Origin of the sequence: Sorangium sp. So ce145 (assembly GCF_051525985.1) — a bacterium.
In the GTDB taxonomy this organism is placed as follows: domain Bacteria; phylum Myxococcota_A; class Polyangia; order Polyangiales; family Polyangiaceae; genus Sorangium; species Sorangium cellulosum_B.
Window position 1 is genome coordinate 11,819,682 of sequence record NZ_CP150315.1, and the last position, 18,045, is coordinate 11,837,726.

At 72.5% G+C, this 18,045-nt stretch carries 13 protein-coding genes and 1 pseudogene; 9 read left to right on the forward strand and 5 right to left on the reverse strand.

Annotated elements, in window-relative coordinates; all coding sequences use genetic code 11:
- Positions 1-56 precede the first annotated feature (56 nt).
- The 4 genes and pseudogenes from WMF34_RS43910 to WMF34_RS43925 form a co-directional block, all read right to left on the reverse strand.
- Positions 57-368 carry a hypothetical protein gene (locus WMF34_RS43910; protein WP_044967228.1) on the reverse strand — a complete coding sequence of 104 codons (312 nt, stop codon included), beginning with the start codon at positions 366-368 and terminating at the stop codon, positions 57-59.
- Positions 365-2,695, reverse strand: coding sequence for a nitric-oxide reductase large subunit (locus WMF34_RS43915; RefSeq protein ID WP_437991555.1), 2,331 nt, complete (start codon positions 2,693-2,695; stop codon positions 365-367). Before WMF34_RS43915 ends, WMF34_RS43910 begins: the two co-directional genes overlap by 4 nt.
- Before the next feature lie 192 nt (positions 2,696-2,887).
- Positions 2,888-3,382, reverse strand: a pseudogene (locus WMF34_RS43920) (LysR substrate-binding domain-containing protein); the annotation flags it as partial.
- Positions 3,383-3,523: 141 nt separating this feature from the next.
- Entirely contained in the window at positions 3,524-4,471 is a 948-nt protein-coding gene (locus tag WMF34_RS43925; protein ID WP_044967232.1) for a LysR family transcriptional regulator, read from the reverse strand.
- Between the two features lie 139 nt (positions 4,472-4,610).
- Between WMF34_RS43925 and WMF34_RS43930 the strand changes: the two genes are divergently transcribed.
- Positions 4,611-5,429, forward strand: a complete 819-nt coding sequence (locus tag WMF34_RS43930) for a DUF998 domain-containing protein (RefSeq protein WP_012241195.1) — start codon at positions 4,611-4,613, stop codon at positions 5,427-5,429.
- Between the two features lie 144 nt (positions 5,430-5,573).
- On the opposite strand, the gene WMF34_RS43935 is transcribed toward WMF34_RS43930, so the two are convergent.
- Positions 5,574-6,467: an SDR family oxidoreductase gene (locus WMF34_RS43935; protein ID WP_437991556.1), complete on the reverse strand. Its 894-nt coding sequence runs from the start codon at positions 6,465-6,467 to the stop codon at positions 5,574-5,576.
- Positions 6,468-6,578: 111 nt separating this feature from the next.
- Between WMF34_RS43935 and WMF34_RS43940 the strand changes: the two genes are divergently transcribed.
- The 8 genes from WMF34_RS43940 (at position 6,579) to WMF34_RS43975 (ending at position 18,027) form a co-directional block, all read left to right on the forward strand.
- Entirely contained in the window at positions 6,579-7,487 is a 909-nt protein-coding gene (locus WMF34_RS43940) for an AraC family transcriptional regulator N-terminal domain-containing protein (RefSeq protein WP_437991557.1), read from the forward strand.
- 556 nt (positions 7,488-8,043) lie between these two features.
- Positions 8,044-10,182, forward strand: a complete 2,139-nt coding sequence (locus WMF34_RS43945) for a prolyl oligopeptidase family serine peptidase (RefSeq protein WP_437991558.1) — start codon at positions 8,044-8,046, stop codon at positions 10,180-10,182.
- 115 nt (positions 10,183-10,297) lie between these two features.
- Positions 10,298-11,095, forward strand: a complete 798-nt coding sequence (locus WMF34_RS43950; protein ID WP_157907335.1) for a hypothetical protein — start codon at positions 10,298-10,300, stop codon at positions 11,093-11,095.
- An 18-nt stretch (positions 11,096-11,113) separates the two neighbouring features.
- The gene (locus WMF34_RS43955; protein WP_437991559.1) at positions 11,114-14,503 is read left to right on the forward strand and encodes a hypothetical protein; all 3,390 of its coding nucleotides are present in this window, start codon (positions 11,114-11,116) and stop codon (positions 14,501-14,503) included.
- A gap of 115 nt (positions 14,504-14,618) precedes the next feature.
- Positions 14,619-15,251: an OmpA family protein gene (locus tag WMF34_RS43960; RefSeq protein WP_012241202.1), complete on the forward strand. Its 633-nt coding sequence runs from the start codon at positions 14,619-14,621 to the stop codon at positions 15,249-15,251.
- 203 nt (positions 15,252-15,454) lie between these two features.
- Entirely contained in the window at positions 15,455-16,342 is an 888-nt protein-coding gene (locus WMF34_RS43965; RefSeq protein ID WP_044967236.1) for a DUF2894 domain-containing protein, read from the forward strand.
- A 13-nt stretch (positions 16,343-16,355) separates the two neighbouring features.
- The gene (locus tag WMF34_RS43970) at positions 16,356-16,802 is read left to right on the forward strand and encodes a hypothetical protein (RefSeq protein ID WP_012241204.1); all 447 of its coding nucleotides are present in this window, start codon (positions 16,356-16,358) and stop codon (positions 16,800-16,802) included.
- 406 nt (positions 16,803-17,208) lie between these two features.
- A complete protein-coding gene (locus tag WMF34_RS43975) occupies positions 17,209-18,027 on the forward strand; it encodes a Stp1/IreP family PP2C-type Ser/Thr phosphatase (protein WP_437991560.1) in 819 nt (272 codons plus the stop codon).
- Positions 18,028-18,045 lie beyond the last annotated feature (18 nt).

Consider the following 18,045-nt stretch of genomic DNA (forward strand, 5'->3'; position numbering starts at 1 on the left):
CTATGAAGCAGGTCCCTTCTCGGAGAACGCCCTTCACCGCGCCTGCAACAGCCGATCTAGGCGCGACGACCGCCTCGGGAGAACGCGACCAGGCCCCTGGCGAGCGCCCTCGTCACGAGCGCCGCGGCGAGGCCAAGGATCCCGAGATCAGCGAGGCCGTGGTTCCGTAGCGCGACCGTCCCGACGATGCAATCGCCCGCGAGCAGGACCACGAGCGAAAGGCCGAGGTAAAAGCGGCGCGCGTCGTCGTGCGGCCACCCGGGCGCGGGCTCGGCCCTGGCTCCTCCGAACGCCCGGATCCCGGCGGCGATCCCCAGGAGAAGCACCGCATATCCGGCGCCGAGCAGCGCCTCCGGCGCGACGCTCACGAGAGCTCGCCCTGCCCCGCGCCCGAGGGCGCTGCCCTCCCGGCGCTGTCCGGCGGCGCCTCGATCTCGGTGAAGAGGTTGTCCTGGGCTTCCGGTCCCGCGAGCTGCGGGACGCGATGGCGGACGCCGCGGTAGGCGAGGAGGAGGAGCGGCAGGGTGCCGCCGAGGATGAAGAGCGCATCGCCCGGCAGGCGCATCCACTCCATGAGGCGGTTCGTGGGGTTCGTCAGGTACTGGAGCTCTCGAGCCTCGAAATACCCGTAGCTCACCGCGTGGTGGAGCTGCATGAGCCCGAGCGGGAACAGCGTGGCAAAGACCATCCACGCGAGCCCGACGTTCAGCGACCAGAAGCTGATCTTGGCCGCCCTGTCGGACCACCGCGCGGCGGGCATCAGGTAGCGCAGCGCGAAGAGCGCGAGCCCGGCGGCCAGCATTCCATAGACGCCCATCATGGAGGCGTGCCCGTGGTTGGCGGTCAGCGCGGTGCCGATCTCGTAATAGGACACGATCGGCAAGTTGATCAGGAACCCGAAGATCCCGGCCCCCAGGAAGTTCCAGAACCCCACGGCCACCAGGAACATGATCGCCCAGCGATGCGGGAAGGGCTTCGTCGACTGTCCTCCTTGCGCGATGCCCAGGCGGAGGAAACTCCACGCCTCCACCGTGAGGAAGGTCAACGGGATCACCTCCGCGGCCGAGAAGAAGGCGCCGAGCGCCATGTGCTCCACGGGCGTGCCGGAGAAGTACAGATGGTGCATGGTGCCGATCACCCCGCCCGCCGAATAGAGGATGACCTCCAGGTAGACGAGCCGCAGCGCGATCGCCTCGGCCACCACCCCGAGCAGGACGAAGAGATAGGCCACCATGATCGTGGTGAACAGCTCGAGGAAGTCCTCCACCCAGAGGTGCACCACCCAGAAGCGCCAGAAGTCGGTGCTCGTGAAGTTCGCGCGCGGGTGCGCGAGGAGGCCTACGGCGTAGAAGGCCGGGATGGCCAGCGCGGCGAAGAAGAAGAGCCAGGGCATGTTGCCCCGGTGCTCGACGGCGAGCCGGCCCCGGAGCGCGCGGAAGAGCAGCGCCACCCAGGCGAACAGGCCGAGCGTCAGGAGCACCTGCCAGAAGCGGCCCAGATCGAGGTACTCGAACCCTTGGAGCGCGAACCAGATGCTGTCCGACGCGCCGTGGATGGCGAGGAGCTCGCCGAGGAGGCTGCCCGCGACGACGATGACGAGCGCCCCGAGCAGACCATAGGCGAGCCAGCTCTGGCCTCTCGGCTCGCGCCCGCTGATCATGGGCGCGATGAAGATGCCCGCGCCGAGATAGGAGACCGCGACCCAGAAGATGGCGAGCTGCAGGTGCCACGTGCGCACCAGGTTGAAGGGGAAGGCCCCGGCCAGGTTGATGCCGAAGAAGCTGGACAGCTCGGCGCGATAATGCTGCGTGGCGCCTCCGAGGATGGACTGGAGGGTGAACAGCAACGCCATGACCAGGAAGAACCACGCCGTCGCGCGCTGGGCTGGGGTCAAGGCGACCTCGCCCGGCTGGCGGAAGCTGAGCCGGTGCCCTTCCCGCCCGTGCCAACCGAGGAAGCGCCATCGCCCGAAGGCCGCGAAGAGCAGGCCTGTCCCGCCGAGGAGCGCGATGAGCGAGAGCACGCTCCAGACCACCAGCTCGCCCGTGGGCTGGTTCCGGACGAGCGGCTCTGGAGGCCAGTTGTTGGTGTACGAGTAGGCCTCTCCGGGCCGCTCCGCCGCGGCGGTCCAGGCCGTCCAGGCGAAGAACGAGGTGAGCTGCGAGAGCTCGCGCGCGTCCGAGAAGAGGCCGGAGCGCAGGCCGTGTTTGCCGCTGGGCTGGGCGAAGAAACGGCGATAGTGATCCTTCAGCAGCTCGAAGGCCTCTGCCTGGGCATCGGTGAAGACCAGCGTCCCTGTCGCGGGATCATAGCGGTTTTGACGAAAATCGCCGACGGTGCGCGCGAGCGCCTCCGCCGAGTCCATGCCGCCGTGGCGAGAGGCGGCGTGGGAGGCGGCCCGGCGGAGGTAATCGGCGGTGAAATCCGGGCCGAGGTAGGCGCCGTGGCCGAAGACGGATCCGTATTCCATGAGCCCGTTGCGCAGGAACAGCTCCTGACCCGTGAGCACGTCGTCGCCCGTGAACAGAACGCGCCCCGCGGGGTCGACCACCTGGGCGGGGATGGGCGGCTGTGCCGCGTAGGTGCGGTAGGCGAGCAGGCCGAGCACGAAGAACCCGAGCAGGAAAACGAGGGCCGTCGCCTGGACCCAGCCGCGCGAGATGAGGAGGTTTCGCCGTCCGGAGGAGCGCGCCATGGGAATCCCGGGAGCAAGCCGAGGAGGGCTCACCCGTTCTCCGAGATGACGACCGAGGAGGCTGCGTTGCGCGGCGTTCGTGCCGGGTACGATGATCTGGACGAGGAAGCGGGGGCCTTCCGCGGATTCCTCCTGGCCGCTCCGGGCGAGCTCGCCCGCTGACGCCGCGGCCAAGGTGATCGCCCACCCTGACTATTTGCTGTCCGCGCGGAGGAAGTCCACGAACGCGCGAAGCGCCGCGGGCATGTGGCGGCGGCTCGGATAATAGAGAAAGGGGCCGGAGAGACGCGACCACCAGCGCTCCAGGACCGGCTTCAGGGCGCCGCTCTCGAGGTGCGGGTGCAGCCAGTCCTCGAACCAGTAGACGAGACCGGTGCCCGCGATCGCTGCGTCCACGAGCAGGTCCGTCGCGCTCCCGAGGCTGCCGACGAGCGGGCCGGTCGGGTCGACCTTCACGACCTCGCCGTCGCGCTCGAATTCCCACGGGCACAGCGCGCCGTTCGGGAAGCGGCCGCGCAGACATGCGTGATCGAGGAGCTTGCGCGGGTGGGTCGGGCGCCCGTGCCGCTCGAGGTAGGCGCCCGACGCCGCGAGCGCCAGGCGCTGCTCGCGCTGGCCGATCGGGACCGCGATCATGTCTTTCTCCAGCGTCTCTTCGTAACGAATGCCCGCGTCGCAGCCCGCGGCGCTCGACGCGCTCGTGCGGCTCGTGCGGCTCGCCTCGCGGAAGCCGCCGGCGCGCGCCACCGCGGCGAAGACTCGGACGTCGTCGAGATCCACTGCCATTGTTCGCCTTTCCGTACGGGCCGTGCTGATTCGAGCCTCTTATCATACACCCCGTCGTGGCCTACCGTCGACAGCCATGACGGATCGAGTCCGCTCTCGCGATCCATGCACCGAGTTCGTGATCTCGAGGAGCGACCGCACGAGCGGGTCCTCGTCGTCCGTGGCGCGCCACACCGAGCGGCCAAGGATGACGACGTCGAGGTCCCGAACCCGCTTGAACACCGCTCCGGCAAGGAGCGTCGACGCGGCGCTCTCGGGGAACAAGCTGAGACCTTCGCCGCTCGCCACGAGCATGAGGATCACGTCGCTGCTGGCCTCCTCGTGGGCGAGCTCGAGCGGTTGATCATGCGCTCGGAAGGCGGCGATGATGTCGTCCTGGAGGCGCGGGCCCTCCTTGCGCGGAGGCCAGAGAAAGCGCTCCTGCTTCAGGTCCGCGACCCTCAGCGTGCGCCGTGAAGCGAGGCGATGGCTCTTCGCCATCACAACGCCGACGCGCTCGCGATACAGCACGCGGAAGCGGAAGAGCGGGTTATCCTCCGGCGAATGATAGCCGTACCCGACGGAGATCTTGCCATCGCGCAGCGCGGCGACCTGCTCCTCGCTCGGCAGCGGGCGAAGGCGTACCTCGACGCGCGGATGACGCGCGCGGAACGTCTGCACGATCTCCGGCAGCAGGAGGGTGTCGGCCAGGGCGCCGTCGAATCCGACCACGACCGTCCCGATACGGCCTTGCGCCGTCGCGCGGGCGTCCTCGACCGCGAGCGCGGCGCGAGCCAGGGTCGCGCGCGCGCCTTCGAGGAAGCTCCGGCCGGCGGCGGACAGCTTCACCCCGCGTCCCGAGGGCACGAAGAGCTCGACGCCGATCTCCTCTTCGAGCTGAGCGATTTGCCGGCTCAAGGGCGACTGCGAGACGTGAAGCTGCTCGGCCGCCCTTCCGAAGTGCTCCGCTTCCGCGACGGCGATGAAGTACCGCAGGTGGCGTAGCTCCATGATTTCAGACCTATAGGGTCTGAAACCGTTGCGATCAATGTCTTGGTAGTCTTGAACGCGACGGTGCAGGCTGTTCGGAGGCCATCGACCTGTTTCTGTTTCGCTGAGCCTCGCGCCCGACAACCGAGAGGACCCGACCATGACCGAGAACAACCCCGTTTCCAGCTCCGAACGACAGGAGCGCGCGAGGCTCGCCCCCGAGGCGAACCCGACGATGCAACGTCGCCCCGCTGGCGCGGTGCTCGTCGCCGGGGCAGTGATCTTCTTCCTCGCCGAGTTCATCGCCGCCGCGGCATGGACGGATCCTCCCTACAGCTACACGCATCACTACATCAGCAACCTGGGAGTCCGTGGCCCCCTCGAGGGTCTTGGGCAGTTCATGAACTCGCCACTCGCGTGGGTCATGAACACCGGGTTCTTCCTCTTCGGGATCATGTTCTTCATCGGTGTCGCCGCGCTCGAGGGCCTGCGAAGCTGGCGCCGCTGGGCAGCGCTCATCCTGGGAGCCCTCGTAGCGCTTGGCGGCGTCTTGCTGGCGTTCAACCCCGGTTCCGGAGAGCCGCTCGACGGCGCAGTCGACTATCACGGCCTAGGCGCCTTCGCGTCCATCGTCGGAGGCAACGTGCTCGTGATCCTTCTTGGACGCCAGCGCCAACGAATCGGAGTCACTCCGAAAGCCGGGAGGGCCATGGTCGTCCTCGGCGTGTTCGGGCTCGCCTCGATGGTGGCCTTCCTCGCGGTCGCCAGCTCGGGGGCCAACATCCTCGTCGGCCTCGTCGAACGCTGCGCCGTCTATCCCATCCTGGTCGGCTTCATCTGTGCGGGGGCGTCGATCTGGAATCGTCGGACCTGCGCTCGCTCGAGCGGCGAGGACGAGGCGCCCCGACCACAGATGCTGGAGCAGCAGCCAGCCTCCAGCCTCCATCATCGAGATGCGCGCCAAGCCTGGAGCGAGTGAGCCGATACGAAGCAGCAGCTCATGCAGCTTCGCGACCTCCGCCTTCGAGAGCGCAGCGAACGCGCGGGCAGCGACGTCGCGTTCGACCGCGGTGCCGGCGACGAGCGGAGAGCTCGGGAAAGCGCCGCAGCATGCGACGACGCATCAGGTCGATGCGCGCGCGAAGTACGTGCCGTGCTCGATGTCGGCGAGCAGCCCCGCCTTCTCGGGCTTCCAGCCGAACCGCGCCTGCGTGAGCGCGCTCGACGCGGGGGTGTCGAGCGCGAAGAACCCGCCGAGCCAGCCGAAGTGCTCCCTGGGGACCGATTCGACCGGCACGCCGAGCTTGCGGCCGATCACACCGGCGATGTCGCGGGTCGGGATCCCCTCCTCGCCGATCGCGTGGAGTCGCGCGCCCGCCGGCGCCTTCTCGAGCGCGAGGACGAACAGCCGCGCAGCGTCGAGCCGATGCACAGCGGGCCACCGGTTCTCGCCGCCACCGACGTACCCGGAGCGCCCGGTCTTGCGCGCGATCTCGATCAGCATCGGGACGAACCCGTGATCGCCATCGCCGTGGACCGATGGCGGCAGCCGCAGCGAGGACACGCGCACGCCGCGGCTCGCGAACGAGAGGGCGAGCTGCTCGGAGGCGGCCCGCAGGCCACCGGCCGACGCGTCGGGCGCCTCGTCCTCGCTGGCGACCCGGCCCGGCGCGAAGCGCGCGATGCCGGAGGCGATGACGAGCGGGCGCCCGGAGCCGGCGAGCGCGGCGCCGAGCGCCTCGATCGCGCCCCGGTCCTTCTCGCAGTTACCGGCGTAATCGGTGAAGTCGTCGTGGGAGAACGCGCAGTGGATCACCCCGTCGCACGCGGCGGCGCCGCGGCGCAGGCTATCGAGATCCGTGAGCGAGCCGCGGTGCACGTCGACGCCGGCGGCGGCGAGCCTCTCGGCGGACGCGTCCGAGCGCGCGAGACCGAGCACGCGGTGGCCTGCGCGGGCGAGCTCGGGGACGATGGCAGATCCGATGAAGCCGCTGGCTCCCGTGAGGAAGATGCGCATAGGAAACCTCTCCTTGGTTCGCGATCCACCATGGCACCGCCGCGGCACCCGCGAAATACACGGCCGTCTCCAGTTCTTGCCCGATCGTCTACGCGAGGCTAGGCTGCCACCGTGAGCCCCGGGCGCGACGAATTGAAGACCCTCATCTCGCGCTGGTGCCCCGGCGACGGCGTGCACGCCTCGCCGGTGCCCGGGATTTCTTGCATCAAAGTCTCGCACTCGCAGCAACGCGCGAAGCGGCACTGGCGCGCGTCGTTCTGCATCGTCGTGCAGGGCACGAAGGAGATCCTGCTCGAGCGGCAGGTCTTTCGCGAGCGGGAGCCGCACTACATCGTCAGCGCGATCGACCTGCCGGTGACGAGCCGGGTGATGGGCGTGTCGCTGGCGCAGCCGCTCCTGGGCCTGAAGATGGACTTCGACGCGGCCCTGCTGCGCGAGGTCGCGGCGCAGCTCGACCGCGCGCGGCCGGAAGGCCTCGAGAACCCGGGGCGCGCGATCTTCATCGGCAAGGCGAGCGACCGCATGCTCGACGCCGCGGTCCGGCTGGGCGCGCTGCTCGCGACGCCCGACGACGCGGTCGTGCTCGCGCCGCTCGTGAGGAAGGAGCTGACCTTTCACCTGCTGAAAGGCCCCGACGGCCCGGCGATCCGCCAGCTCGTGCGCGCGGGCAGCCAGGCGCACCGCATCGCCGAGGCGGTCTATCACCTGCAGGCGTCGCTCGACGAGGATGTCGACATCGCCGCGCTCGCGCGCGCCGCAGGGATGAGCCGGGCGGCGTTCTTCAAGCGGTTCAAGGAGGCCACCGCGATGAGCCCGCTCCAGTACCAGAAGCGCCTGCGCCTGCTGGAGGCGCGCCGTCTGATGGTCGAAGAGGGCGCGGGCGCCGAGGTCTCGGCGTTCCGCGTCGGCTACACGAGCGCCTCGCAGTTCAGCCGCGAGTATTCGCGGATGTTCGGCAACTCGCCGCTGCGCGATGCACGCGCGCTGCAGCAGAAGGCCGCGGTCGTCCAGGACATGTAGTCCGGCCGCTTCCCTCATCGGCGAATACGGCGGGCTCCCCACGGCGATCGATGGCGACAGGGCGCCGGAGGGGCGCTTCGGCCTCGGCGGGAGCCCGGCTGGCATCGGCGTGCTCTGAGCCTCACGGGCCCATTCCGCCGCATCCATCAACGCTCGACTCAAGGAATCGAGCCATGAACAACGCTGCGAAGGACGATCGACGCGCCGTCTACGGCCTTCTCGAGGGTCAAGCGAAGGCATGCCGCAGCCGCCCCTCCACCCTCGCCGCGAACAGCAGGTCGGGACACGACGAGAAGCGCGCCCGAAGCGTATCTATCGGATATTCCAGCCCATCATGTGACCTCCCGCCCTCTGACCGGCGCGGCAACCCCGTCCTCCCCGGCGACCCGCCTCGCACGACGCGCGCGCCCCGCCGCGAGCCCCGCGAACCCGCGTGCCCCTGTCCGCCGGGGCACGGTATGCTTGTCGCACCATGAAGTACTCTCCCTGCCTGCTCCTCTCGGCGTTTCTCGCTGGCGCCTGCGGAGGTGGCGAGGCACACCCATCGGGTCCGACCATGACCGCAAGCTCCCCTCTGCTCCCCACCGCGGCCAGCGCCGCGCCCGCGCCCGCCCCCGAAAACCCGAGCCGCCCCGCGTACCCGCCCACCCGCGTCGCCCCGGTGACGAACGCCGTGCATGGGGTCGAGATCACCGACCCGTACCGCTGGCTCGAGGACGGCGACGCGCCCGAGGTGAAGGAGTGGATGAAGGCTCAGGACGCGTTCACGCGCGCCGAGCTCGCCCGGCTCCCCGAGCGGGACGCGATCGCGTCAAGGCTGAAGCAGCTATTCTACATCGATGCGGTCTCCGCGCCGCGCCACCGCAAGGGCCGGTACTTCCTGAGCCGGCGGCACGCGACGAAGGAGAAGTCGGTCGTCTACTGGAAGGAGGGAAAGAGCGGCGCGGAGCGCGTGCTGTTCGACCCGAATACCTGGTCCGAGGACGGCAGCGTCTCGCTGGGCGGATGGGAGGTGTCGTGGGACGGCAAGAACGTCGCCTACAAGATCCAGCAGAACAACTCGGATGAAGCGACCCTCTATGTGATGGATGTCGCGTCCGGCAAGCGCTCCGAGGTGGACGTCATCGAAGGGGCCAAGTACGCCTTTGCGTCGTGGACGCCCTCCGGCGATGGCTTCTACTACGTCTGGCTCCCCACGGACCCCTCCATCCCGGTCGCCGAGCGGCCGGGTTACGCCGAGGTGCGCTTCCACCGGCTCGGCCAGGATCCGAAGCAGGATCGCGTGGTGCGCGGCAGGACGGGCGATCCAAGGACCTTCCTGAACGCGTCCCTCTCCAAGGATGGCCGCTTCCTGGTGCTCACCGTCTCTCACGGGTGGACCTCGGCTGACGTCTACTTTCGCGATCTCCGCAGGCCGGGCGGCCACGCCGTGGACAAGCCGCTCGCGGTCGGGCGCGACGCCCACTACAACGTCGAGGTCTACAAGGACCGTCTCTACGTCCACACCGACGAGGGCGCGCCGCATTACCGCGTCTTCGAGGTCGATCCGGACAGGCCCGATCGCGCCGCATGGAAGGAGATCGTCCCGGAGCGCCCCGACGCCACGCTGGACAGCGTCTCCATCGTGGGTGGGCACCTCGCGCTGAGCTATCTCAAGGACGCTTCGAGCCGGGTCGAGGTGCGCGCGCTCGACGGCAAGCTGGTCCGCGAGGTCCCGCTGCCGGGCATCGGCACCGTCGGCGGCCCTTCCGGGCTGCCCGACGAGGACGAGGCGTATTTCTCGTTCGAGTCCTACACCTCGCCTCACGAGATCCACGCGACCTCGATCAAGACGGGTCGGACCGAGCTCTACGCGCGCATCGAGGTGCCCATCGATCCGTCGCCCTTCAGCGTCGAGCAGACGTTCTTCCCCTCCAAGGACGGCACGAAGATCTCGATGTTCATCGTCCGCCGCAAGGACATGAAGAAGGACGGGAGCTCCCGCGCGCTGCTCTACGGCTACGGCGGGTTCCAGATGTCGCAGACCCCCGCGTTCACCTCCTCGATGTACCCCTGGCTCGAGCGGGGCGGCGTGTACGCGGTGGCGAACCTGCGCGGCGGCGGCGAGTACGGAGAGGCGTGGCACCGGGACGGGATGCTGCTCAAGAAGCAGAACGTCTTCGACGACTTCATCGCCGCCGCGGAGCACCTGGTCGGCGAGGGGTACACGCGGCCCGAGCGGCTCGCCATCCTGGGCGGCTCGAACGGCGGCCTGCTCGTCGGCGCCGCGCTCACGCAGCGGCCCGACCTGTTCGGGGCCGTCCTCTGCGGCGTCCCCCTGCTCGACATGGTGCGATACCACCTGTTCGGCTCCGGCAAGACGTGGATCAGCGAGTATGGCTCCGCCGACGATCCGGAGCAGTTCAAGGCGCTCTACGCCTACTCCCCCTATCACCACGTCCAGTCGGGGAAGCGGTATCCGCCGGTCCTCCTGCTCTCGGCCGACAGCGACGATCGGGTCGACCCCATGCACGCGCGCAAGTTCGCCGCCGCGCTGCAGTCCGCGAGCGCGGGCGGTCCGGTCCTGCTCCGCATCGAGCGGAACGCCGGGCACGGCGGCGCGGATCTCATCAAGTCGGCGGTCGCGAAGGGCGCCGACCAGATCTCGTTCGCGCTGTGGGCCACGAGCGCGCAGGCGCCGGCGATCAAGCGGTGAGGCGTCGAGGCGGGGCGGGGCGACGGACAGGCTTGCGGCTCCGCGCCGCGACGGCTAACAACGCGCCGCTGTGCGAACGCTTCACCCCGTAGCCGGGGCTTCCCGCCGCGGGCCTTTGATCTCGCGCCCCCTCGCGGCCGCCGTCTCGGCGCTCGCGGAGGGCCCGCGCGCGCCGCTCGCGGACCTCGCCGATCCTGCGGCGGTGCTGGCCGGGCTCATGGACCTGCACGGGAGCGTCTCGCTCGCGCGCGAGCTCTCGCTCCTCGACCGCCACGCAGCGCCCCCGCCGGCGTCCGAGGGCGCTCGCGCCGAGGTCCGGGCGCTCGCCGCCGATCGCCTCGGGGAGCTCGCGGAGGCGCTCGACCACGTGTTCGCCGCCCCGTTCCACCGGCGGAACAAGCTCCCCGACGCGGCGGCGGTGCACGCGACGCTGGAGCAGACCGGGGTGCTGCCCGCCCGCGACCGCGCGGGGCGCCCGCTCGCGTCCGCGGCAGGGCAGATCTGGGAGCCGTTCGGAGAGCTCATGGGCCGCCTCCTCGGCCGCATCCGGCTCGAGACGCGCGCGCTGCGCGAGGAGCTCGCGCCTTCGCTGCGGGCGCTCGGCCCGGAGGCGGCGCGGCTCGAGCGGCTCGACGCCGCGATCTCCGCCGCCACCCAGAAGCGGCGCGAGCGCGCGCTCGCCGAGCTCGTCCCCGGGCTCTCGCGCGCCTTCGCGCGGGCCTTCCGCGCGGCCGTGGGCGCGCTGCCGGAGGGGGCCGGGCTCGAGGACGTCGCGGGCTGGTTCGGGCAGGAGCAGTGGCTCCTGCGGGAGCTCCAGCGCATGGAGCTCGTGGTCCAGGCGGTGCTCGCGCACGAGGCGGGCCGGCTCCTCTCGCTGGTGGACGGGGCGGCGGCGGCGGGCGCGCCCGCGTAGCTCGCGGGGGGCTTCACGATGCGGCTCGCGACGGCGCGGCAGTGGACGACGCGGATCCTGGTGCTCCTCACCGGCGGGGTCGGCCTCGCCCTGGTGGGGCGGGCGGCGCTCGTCTACCGCGGGGCGGACCCGCTCGCATACCGCCTCGTGCAGCTCATCGCGCTGGGGCTGGCGCTCGGCACGCTCGAGCTGTTCGCGCGCGCGGGCCGGGCTGCCCGGATCGAGCGCGAGCTCGGCGCGCTGCCGCGACCGGCGACGCGGGCGGCGATCGAGCAGAGCGGCGCGCCGCTGCGATCGATGCTCGAGGCGCGGATCGCCGGCGCGGCGCTGCCCCCGGCGAGCGCGACGTTCGCGTCGTACCTCGTCGGCCTGCTCGTGATGATCGGGCTGCTCGGCACGTTCCTCGGCCTGTTCGAGACGCTGCGGGGGGCCCGCGAGGCGCTGACGCTGAGCGCCGACGTCGACGCGCTGCGGGAGAGCCTGGCCGCGCCCATGCAGGGCCTCTCGCGCGCGTTCGGCACGTCGGCGGCGGGCGTCGCGGCGTCGGGGATGCTCGGGCTCGCCGGCGTGCTCCTGCGCCGGGCCGAGGCGCGAGCCGCGGCGGCGCTCCAGGCCTACGCGTCGGGCCCGCTCGCGGCGCTCACGGTGGCGGGGCGGCAGCTCGCGGCGCTGGAGGCGCTCGCGCGGCAGGGCGAGGCGCTCCCCGCCGCGGCGGCGTCGCTCCGCGAGGCGACGGGCCGGCTCGAGCGCCTCGAGGAGCGGCTGCTCGCGGTCCAGGTGGAGGGCGCGCGCCAGGCCGCCGCCTCGTTCGCGGCCGCCGCGGCCGAGGTCCGCGGCGACATCGCCGCGGGCCTCCGGCAGACCGCCGACGTCGCGGCGAGCGTGGTCAGGCCGATCCTGGCGGAGGCGGTGGAGCGCGCTGGCGCGGTCGCGGGCGGCGCGCTGCAGGCGGTCGAGCGGCGCCTCGACGAGGAGGCGCGCGCGCGGCGGGAGGCGGACGTCGCGTCGGCGTCGAGGCTGGCGGGCCAGGCGGAGCGGCTGTCGTCGGTGGTGGGGGAGGCGATCGAGCGGCTGGAGCGAGCGCACGCGGCGCGCGCTGCGGAAGCGGCGGAGCGGCAGGCGGAGCTGGACGCGGAGCGTGCGGCGCACCTGACGGCGCTGGGCGAGGCGCTGTCGGGCGCGCTGTCGGAGGCGGCGCGGGCGGCGCAGGCTGCGCCGGAGGCGGCGTCGCGGCTGATCGGGGAGGCGTCGGAGCGGCTGTCGGCGCGCGCGGAGGCGGACGCAGCGCGGGACGCGCGGCTGGACGCGCTGCTGGAGAAGCTGTCGGAGGCGACGGCGGGGATGGCCGGGAGCGCGCGGGAGCAGGCGGAGCGGGTGGCTGCGCTGGCGGAGGCGGCGGAGCGCAGCGGTGCGGAGCGCGAGGCGCGCGCGGAGGCGCGCGTGGCGGCGCTGGGCGAGGCGGCGCGTGCGCAGCTGGCGGAGCAGGCGGCGCGGCTGCTGGCGTTCGAGGAGCGGCTGGACGGAGCGCGGCGGGAGGCGGCCGACGGGCTCGCCGAGCGGCTCAGCGCCCACGCCCGCGGCCTGGGCGAGAGCCTGGCGCAGCTGGAAGGGGGCGTGGCGTCGCGGCTGGAGCGGCTGGAAGGGGGCGTGGCGTCGCGGCTGGAGCAGATGGAAGGGGGCGTGGCGTCGCGGCTGGAGCGGATGGAAGAAGGCGCAGCGAAGCGGCTCGCGCGCCTCGACCAGGAGGCCGCCGCGCGCCGGCACGAGCTGGAGACGGCGTCGGCGTCGAGGCTGGAAGGCCAGGCGGAGCGGCTGTCGTCGGTGGTGGGGGAGGCGATCGAGCGGCTGGAGCGAGCGCACGCGGCGCGCGCTGCGGAAGCGGCGGAGCGGCAGGCGGAGCTGGACGCGGAGCGTGCGGCGCACCTGACGGCGCTGGGCGAGGCGCTGTCGGGCGCGCTGTCGGAGGCGGCGCGGGCGGCGCAGGCTGCGCCGGAGGCGGCGTCGCGGCTGATCGGGGAGGCGTCGGAGCGGCTGTCGGCGCGCGCGGAGGCGGACGCAGCGCGGGACGCGCGGCTGGACGCGCTGCTGGAGAAGCTGTCGGAGGCGACGGCGGGGATGGCCGGGAGCGCGCGGGAGCAGGCGGAGCGGGTGGCTGCGCTGGCGGAGGCGGCGGAGCGCAGCGGGGCGGAGCGCGAGGCGCGCGCGGAGGCGCGCGTGGCGGCGCTGGGCGAGGCGGCGCGTGCGCAGCTGGCGGAGCAGGCGGCGCGGCTGCTGGCGTTCGAGGAGCGGCTGGACGGAGCGCGGCGGGAGGCGGCCGACGGGCTCGCCGAGCGGCTCAGCGCCCACGCCCGCGGCCTGGGCGAGAGCCTGGCGCAGCTGGAAGGGGGCGTGGCGTCGCGGCTGGAGCAGATGGAAGGGGGCGTGGCGTCGCGGCTGGAGCGGATGGAAGAGGGCGCTGCGAAGCGGCTCGCGCGCCTCGACCAGGAGGCCGCCGCGCGCCGGCACGAGCTGGAGACGGCGTCGGCGTCGAGGCTGGCGGGCCAGGCGGAGCGGCTGTCGTCGGTGGTGGGGGAGGCGATCGAGCGGCTGGAGCGAGCGCACGCGGCGCGCGCTGCGGAAGCGGCGGAGCGGCAGGCGGAGCTGGACGCGGAGCGTGCGGCGCACCTGACGGCGCTGGGCGAGGCGCTGTCGGGCGCGCTGTCGGAGGCGGCGCGGGCGGCGCAGGCTGCGCCGGAGGCGGCGTCGCGGCTGATCGGGGAGGCGTCGGAGCGGCTGTCGGCGCGCGCGGAGGCGGACGCAGCGCGGGACGCGCGGCTGGACGCGCTGCTGGAGAAGCTGTCGGAGGCGACGGCGGGGATGGCCGGGAGCGCGCGGGAGCAGGCGGAGCGCGTGGCTGCGCTGGCGGAGGCGGCGGAGCGCAGCGGGGCGGAGCGCGAGGCGCGCGCGGAGGCGCGCGTGGCGGCGCTGGGCGAGGCGGCGCGTGCGCAGCTGGCGGAGCAGGCGGCGCGGCTGCTGGCGTTCGAGGAGCGGCTGGACGGAGCGCGGCGGGAGGTGGCCGACGGGCTCGCCGAGCGGCTCAGCGCCCACGCCCGCGGCCTCGGCGAGAGCCTCGAGGCAACCGCAGCGGTGGTGCGGGAGGCCTCGGAGCTCGTGCGGGCCGGCGGTGCCGAGATGACGTCTGTGGCGGAAATGTTTACCGTTGCGGTTGATCGTTACCGCGACGCGAGCGATCGCTGGCTGAACAGCCTGGGGGCGATCGAGGACGCGATCGAGCGCCGGGAGCACGGCGAGGCGACGGACCTCCTCGGCGCTTACCTCGACCAGACCCGTGAGGTCTTCGATCACTCGCTGCAGTTCCAGCGCGAGCTCTTCTCCGAGCTGCGGGCGCTGAGGAGCAAGACGAGCTGATGCGCCGCGCCTCGCGTGCGTCAGGCGCTGGTCTCTCGCGCCTTGAGATCGTGGGCTCCGCGGATCGTGGCGAGAGCTCACCGCGTTTGCTGACGTCAGCCGCGAGAGCGAGGCGATGTCCCTGACGCCGGCCGAAGACGATGTCCCCGAGCAGGCGGCGGTCTGGCCGGTTTTCGGCGACCTCATGGCCTGTCTCTTCGGCCTCTTCGTGCTCTTTTTCGTCTGGGCGATCTCGTTTCAGGTCGATCTGGCCCGCGATCTCGCCGCCGAGCGCGCCACCCGCGCGACGGAGCGCGCGCGTCTGGAGGCGCTCGAGAGCGCCCTGGCCGGACCGCTGGCCGAGGGAAGGATCACCCTGACGGAGGGGCGCATCGGGATCCGCGGCAGCATCCTGTTCGAGCTCAACTCGGCCGAGCTTCAGCCGGCGGGCATCGCGCTGCTCCGCGCGCTGGCCGACCCGCTCAAGGCGTACCTCGAGCATCATGACGAGCTCATCATGGTGAGCGGCTTCACGGACGACCGCCCGCTCACGAGCTCGTCCCGCGGTTATGCCGACAACTGGGAGCTCTCGGCGCAGCGAGCGCTCACGGTGACGCGGGCGCTCGCCGCGGCGGGGGTCCCCGACACGTCGCTGTTCGCGGCCGGCTTCGGGGAGCGGCACCCGGTGGCGCCCAACGACACGAGCGAGAACCGGGCGAAGAACCGCCGGGTGGAGATCTCGCCGATCCCGCGGCGAGGGGCGCCCTGATGACATCCACGTCGGATTTTTCTCCGACAAGAATACCCTCCCAACCCGGGTTGGCCGCGCCCGCGCCCTCCCAACCCGGGTTGGCCGCGCCCTCCCAACCCGGGTTGGCCGCGCCCTCCCGACCCGGGTTGGCCGCGCCCTCCCGACCCGGGTTGGCCGCGCCCTCCCAACCCGGGTTGGCCGCGGCGCCCTCCCAACCCGGGTTGGCCGCGGCGCCCTCCCAACCCGGGTCGGCCGCGCCCCCCCAACCCGGGTCGCCCCCGGCCGACGCGCGCCTCGCCGCCCTGCGGGCGGCCGGCGCCCACCGCTTCGACCCCGCGGGCTACCGCCTCGTCGAGGCGCTCCTCGAGCGCGCTCGCGCCCTCGACGGCGGCGCCCGCGCGCGCCTCGCCGCCCGCGCCTCCGCGCGGCTCGCGGCGCTCGACGCCGCCTTCCACCGCGCTCGCGCCGACGCCGAGGCTCACCTCCGCGCCCTCGCCGACGCCGGCCTCCCTCACGACGGCGCCCTGGCCGCGGCGCTCGCGCTCGGTGATTTCCCCGCCGTCGTGAGGACAGCGCGCCGCCGCCTGCGCGCGCTCGCCGCCGAGCGGAAGACGACCGCCGTCCCCTCGCTCGCGCGCCTCCGCGGCGAGGTGGCCGCGCGCGACGTGCGCCTCCCCGGGCCGCTCGCGCGCGATCTCGCGGAGCTCCCGTGCGACGGCGACGTCGTCGAGCGCCGGGTGAAGCGGCAGGCCCAGGCCCTCAGCAGCGCGCTGTCCACCGCGCTGTTCCACGAGTCGCTGGTGAGCGCGCGCGCCACGCTCGCCGTCGCGCGCGCGGCCGACAACGTGCCGGAGGACGCCGGCCCCTACAACGCCCAGGTGCTCGCCTCCCGGGCGCTCTGCGCCGCCGAGCGGCTCTCGGAGCACTACCTGCGCGCGCTCGTGGCCAGCCTCCAGGACCTCGGCGCCCTGGCCGCCGCGCTCGAGCCGCAGCCCGAGAAGCCAGCGCGGAAAAAAGCCGCCCCTCGGAACACGAGCGACGCCGCACCTCGCCGGCGGCCGGCCCGGTCCGCCCGAAAAAAAGAATCCCTTTTTCGCGGATCGCGTTAGGTAAGTAGTCCCCATGCTTCGCTCGCCAGGCCGATCGCTCGCTTCCCTCGCGCTCTTCCTGCTCGCCAGCTCCTGCTCGTCCTCGCCCGACAAGGTGCAGAGCGGGCCGCTCACGCCGCCGCTCAAGCAGTGCGGCACCGAGGTGGTCAAGCGCGGCGACGGCTACAACGGCGCGGCGCGCGAGTGCATCTGGCAGGCGTACAGGAACCACGACCCGTCCGAGTTCACGACCACGCGGTACACCATCGAAGGCGATCCCGTCACCTACCGCCTCGAGGTCACGCTCACGGGCGTCGTGGTCGTCGTGAACAGCAAGGATCGCTACGCGCTCCGGGGCGTCTTCCGCCACGAGTGCCGCAACCTCGAGCGCATCATGCAGGAGGGCGCCGACGACGGGCGGTTCGGCTTCGCGCTGAGCGCGTGCTCCGGCGGCGGCGCCGAGCGGTTCGCGGTCCCGTGACGAGGCCGCCGCGCGCCGGCATCCCCGGCTCGGCCCGGCGGCCCGGTCGGCTCGCTGGCGCGGCGGGAGGCCGCCCCGAAGCCGCGGCAAATCAAGACGTTGGAAACGGAACGGCGACGGGCGCGCGGCGTGAGGCGCAATCGCGCACCGTGCCGAGCTCTGCGCGGACGGCCGCGGGCGGGCGCGCCCCGAGGCCTGATCTGGTGGACGCGACCGATCCTTGGCGCGTAGGCTCGCTAGGAGCAGTCGGAGCGGGCGGCAAGATGAGCAGACGAAGCACCCCGTGTCGCGCGATCGGTCCGAGGAAGGCGCCGGAAGGGTGTGGATGACGCGATGACGGAAGACGCGCGCCCGCCGTCCGGCAGTCCGGCAGAGCGTGCCTGCGAGCACGCTGGAGGGAAGCGCCGTGCAGCGTCACCTCATTTTTGAAGCCGCCGGGATCAGCCATCCTGGCATGGTCCGAGACACGAACGAGGACAGCTTCGCGATCCTCGAGCCCCGGGGGCTGTTCCTCCTGGCCGACGGCATGGGAGGGCGCGCCGCCGGGGAGGTCGCCTCGCGCATGGCGATCGATACTGTGCGTGATTTCTTCGACGACCCGGACTCCACCTGGCCCGTCGCGGTCGGCGTCGGGCCGCCCACGACGCGGGGCTCGGAGGCGCGCTACGTCGATCAGGGGCTCCCCCTGCTCGTCGCGGGCATCCAGCTCGCGAACGGCCGCATCTTCTCCGCCGCGCGGCGCGACCGGGAGAAGCGCGGCATGGGCACCACGATCGCGGCCGTGCTGGCGCGCGACGGCTTCATCGCCGTCGCGCACGTGGGCGATAGCCGCGTATACCGCCTCCGCGATCATCGCCTCGAGCAGCTCACGCGCGATCACTCGCTGGTCAACGAGTGCATCCGGCTCGGCCACCTCCTCCCCGAGCAGGCCAGCTCGTTCCCGCTCCAGCACGTGATCACCCGCGCCCTCGGCACCGACGAAACGGTCGACGTCGAGACGCGGATCGACGCCATCGAGGGAGGGGATGTCCTCCTGCTCTGCTCAGACGGCCTGTCCGGCGTGGTGCCGGCGCAAGATATCGCAAGTATCCTGGCGACCCACACCGATCTGGCCGGTATCGCGTCCCGGCTCGTCAAGCGCGCCAACGAGAACGGTGGCCCCGATAACGTCACCTGCGTTGTCGTGCGCTGGCGCGCTTCGCCCGGCGGCCCGACCAGGCGCTGATCCGCGCGCCCGCGCTGC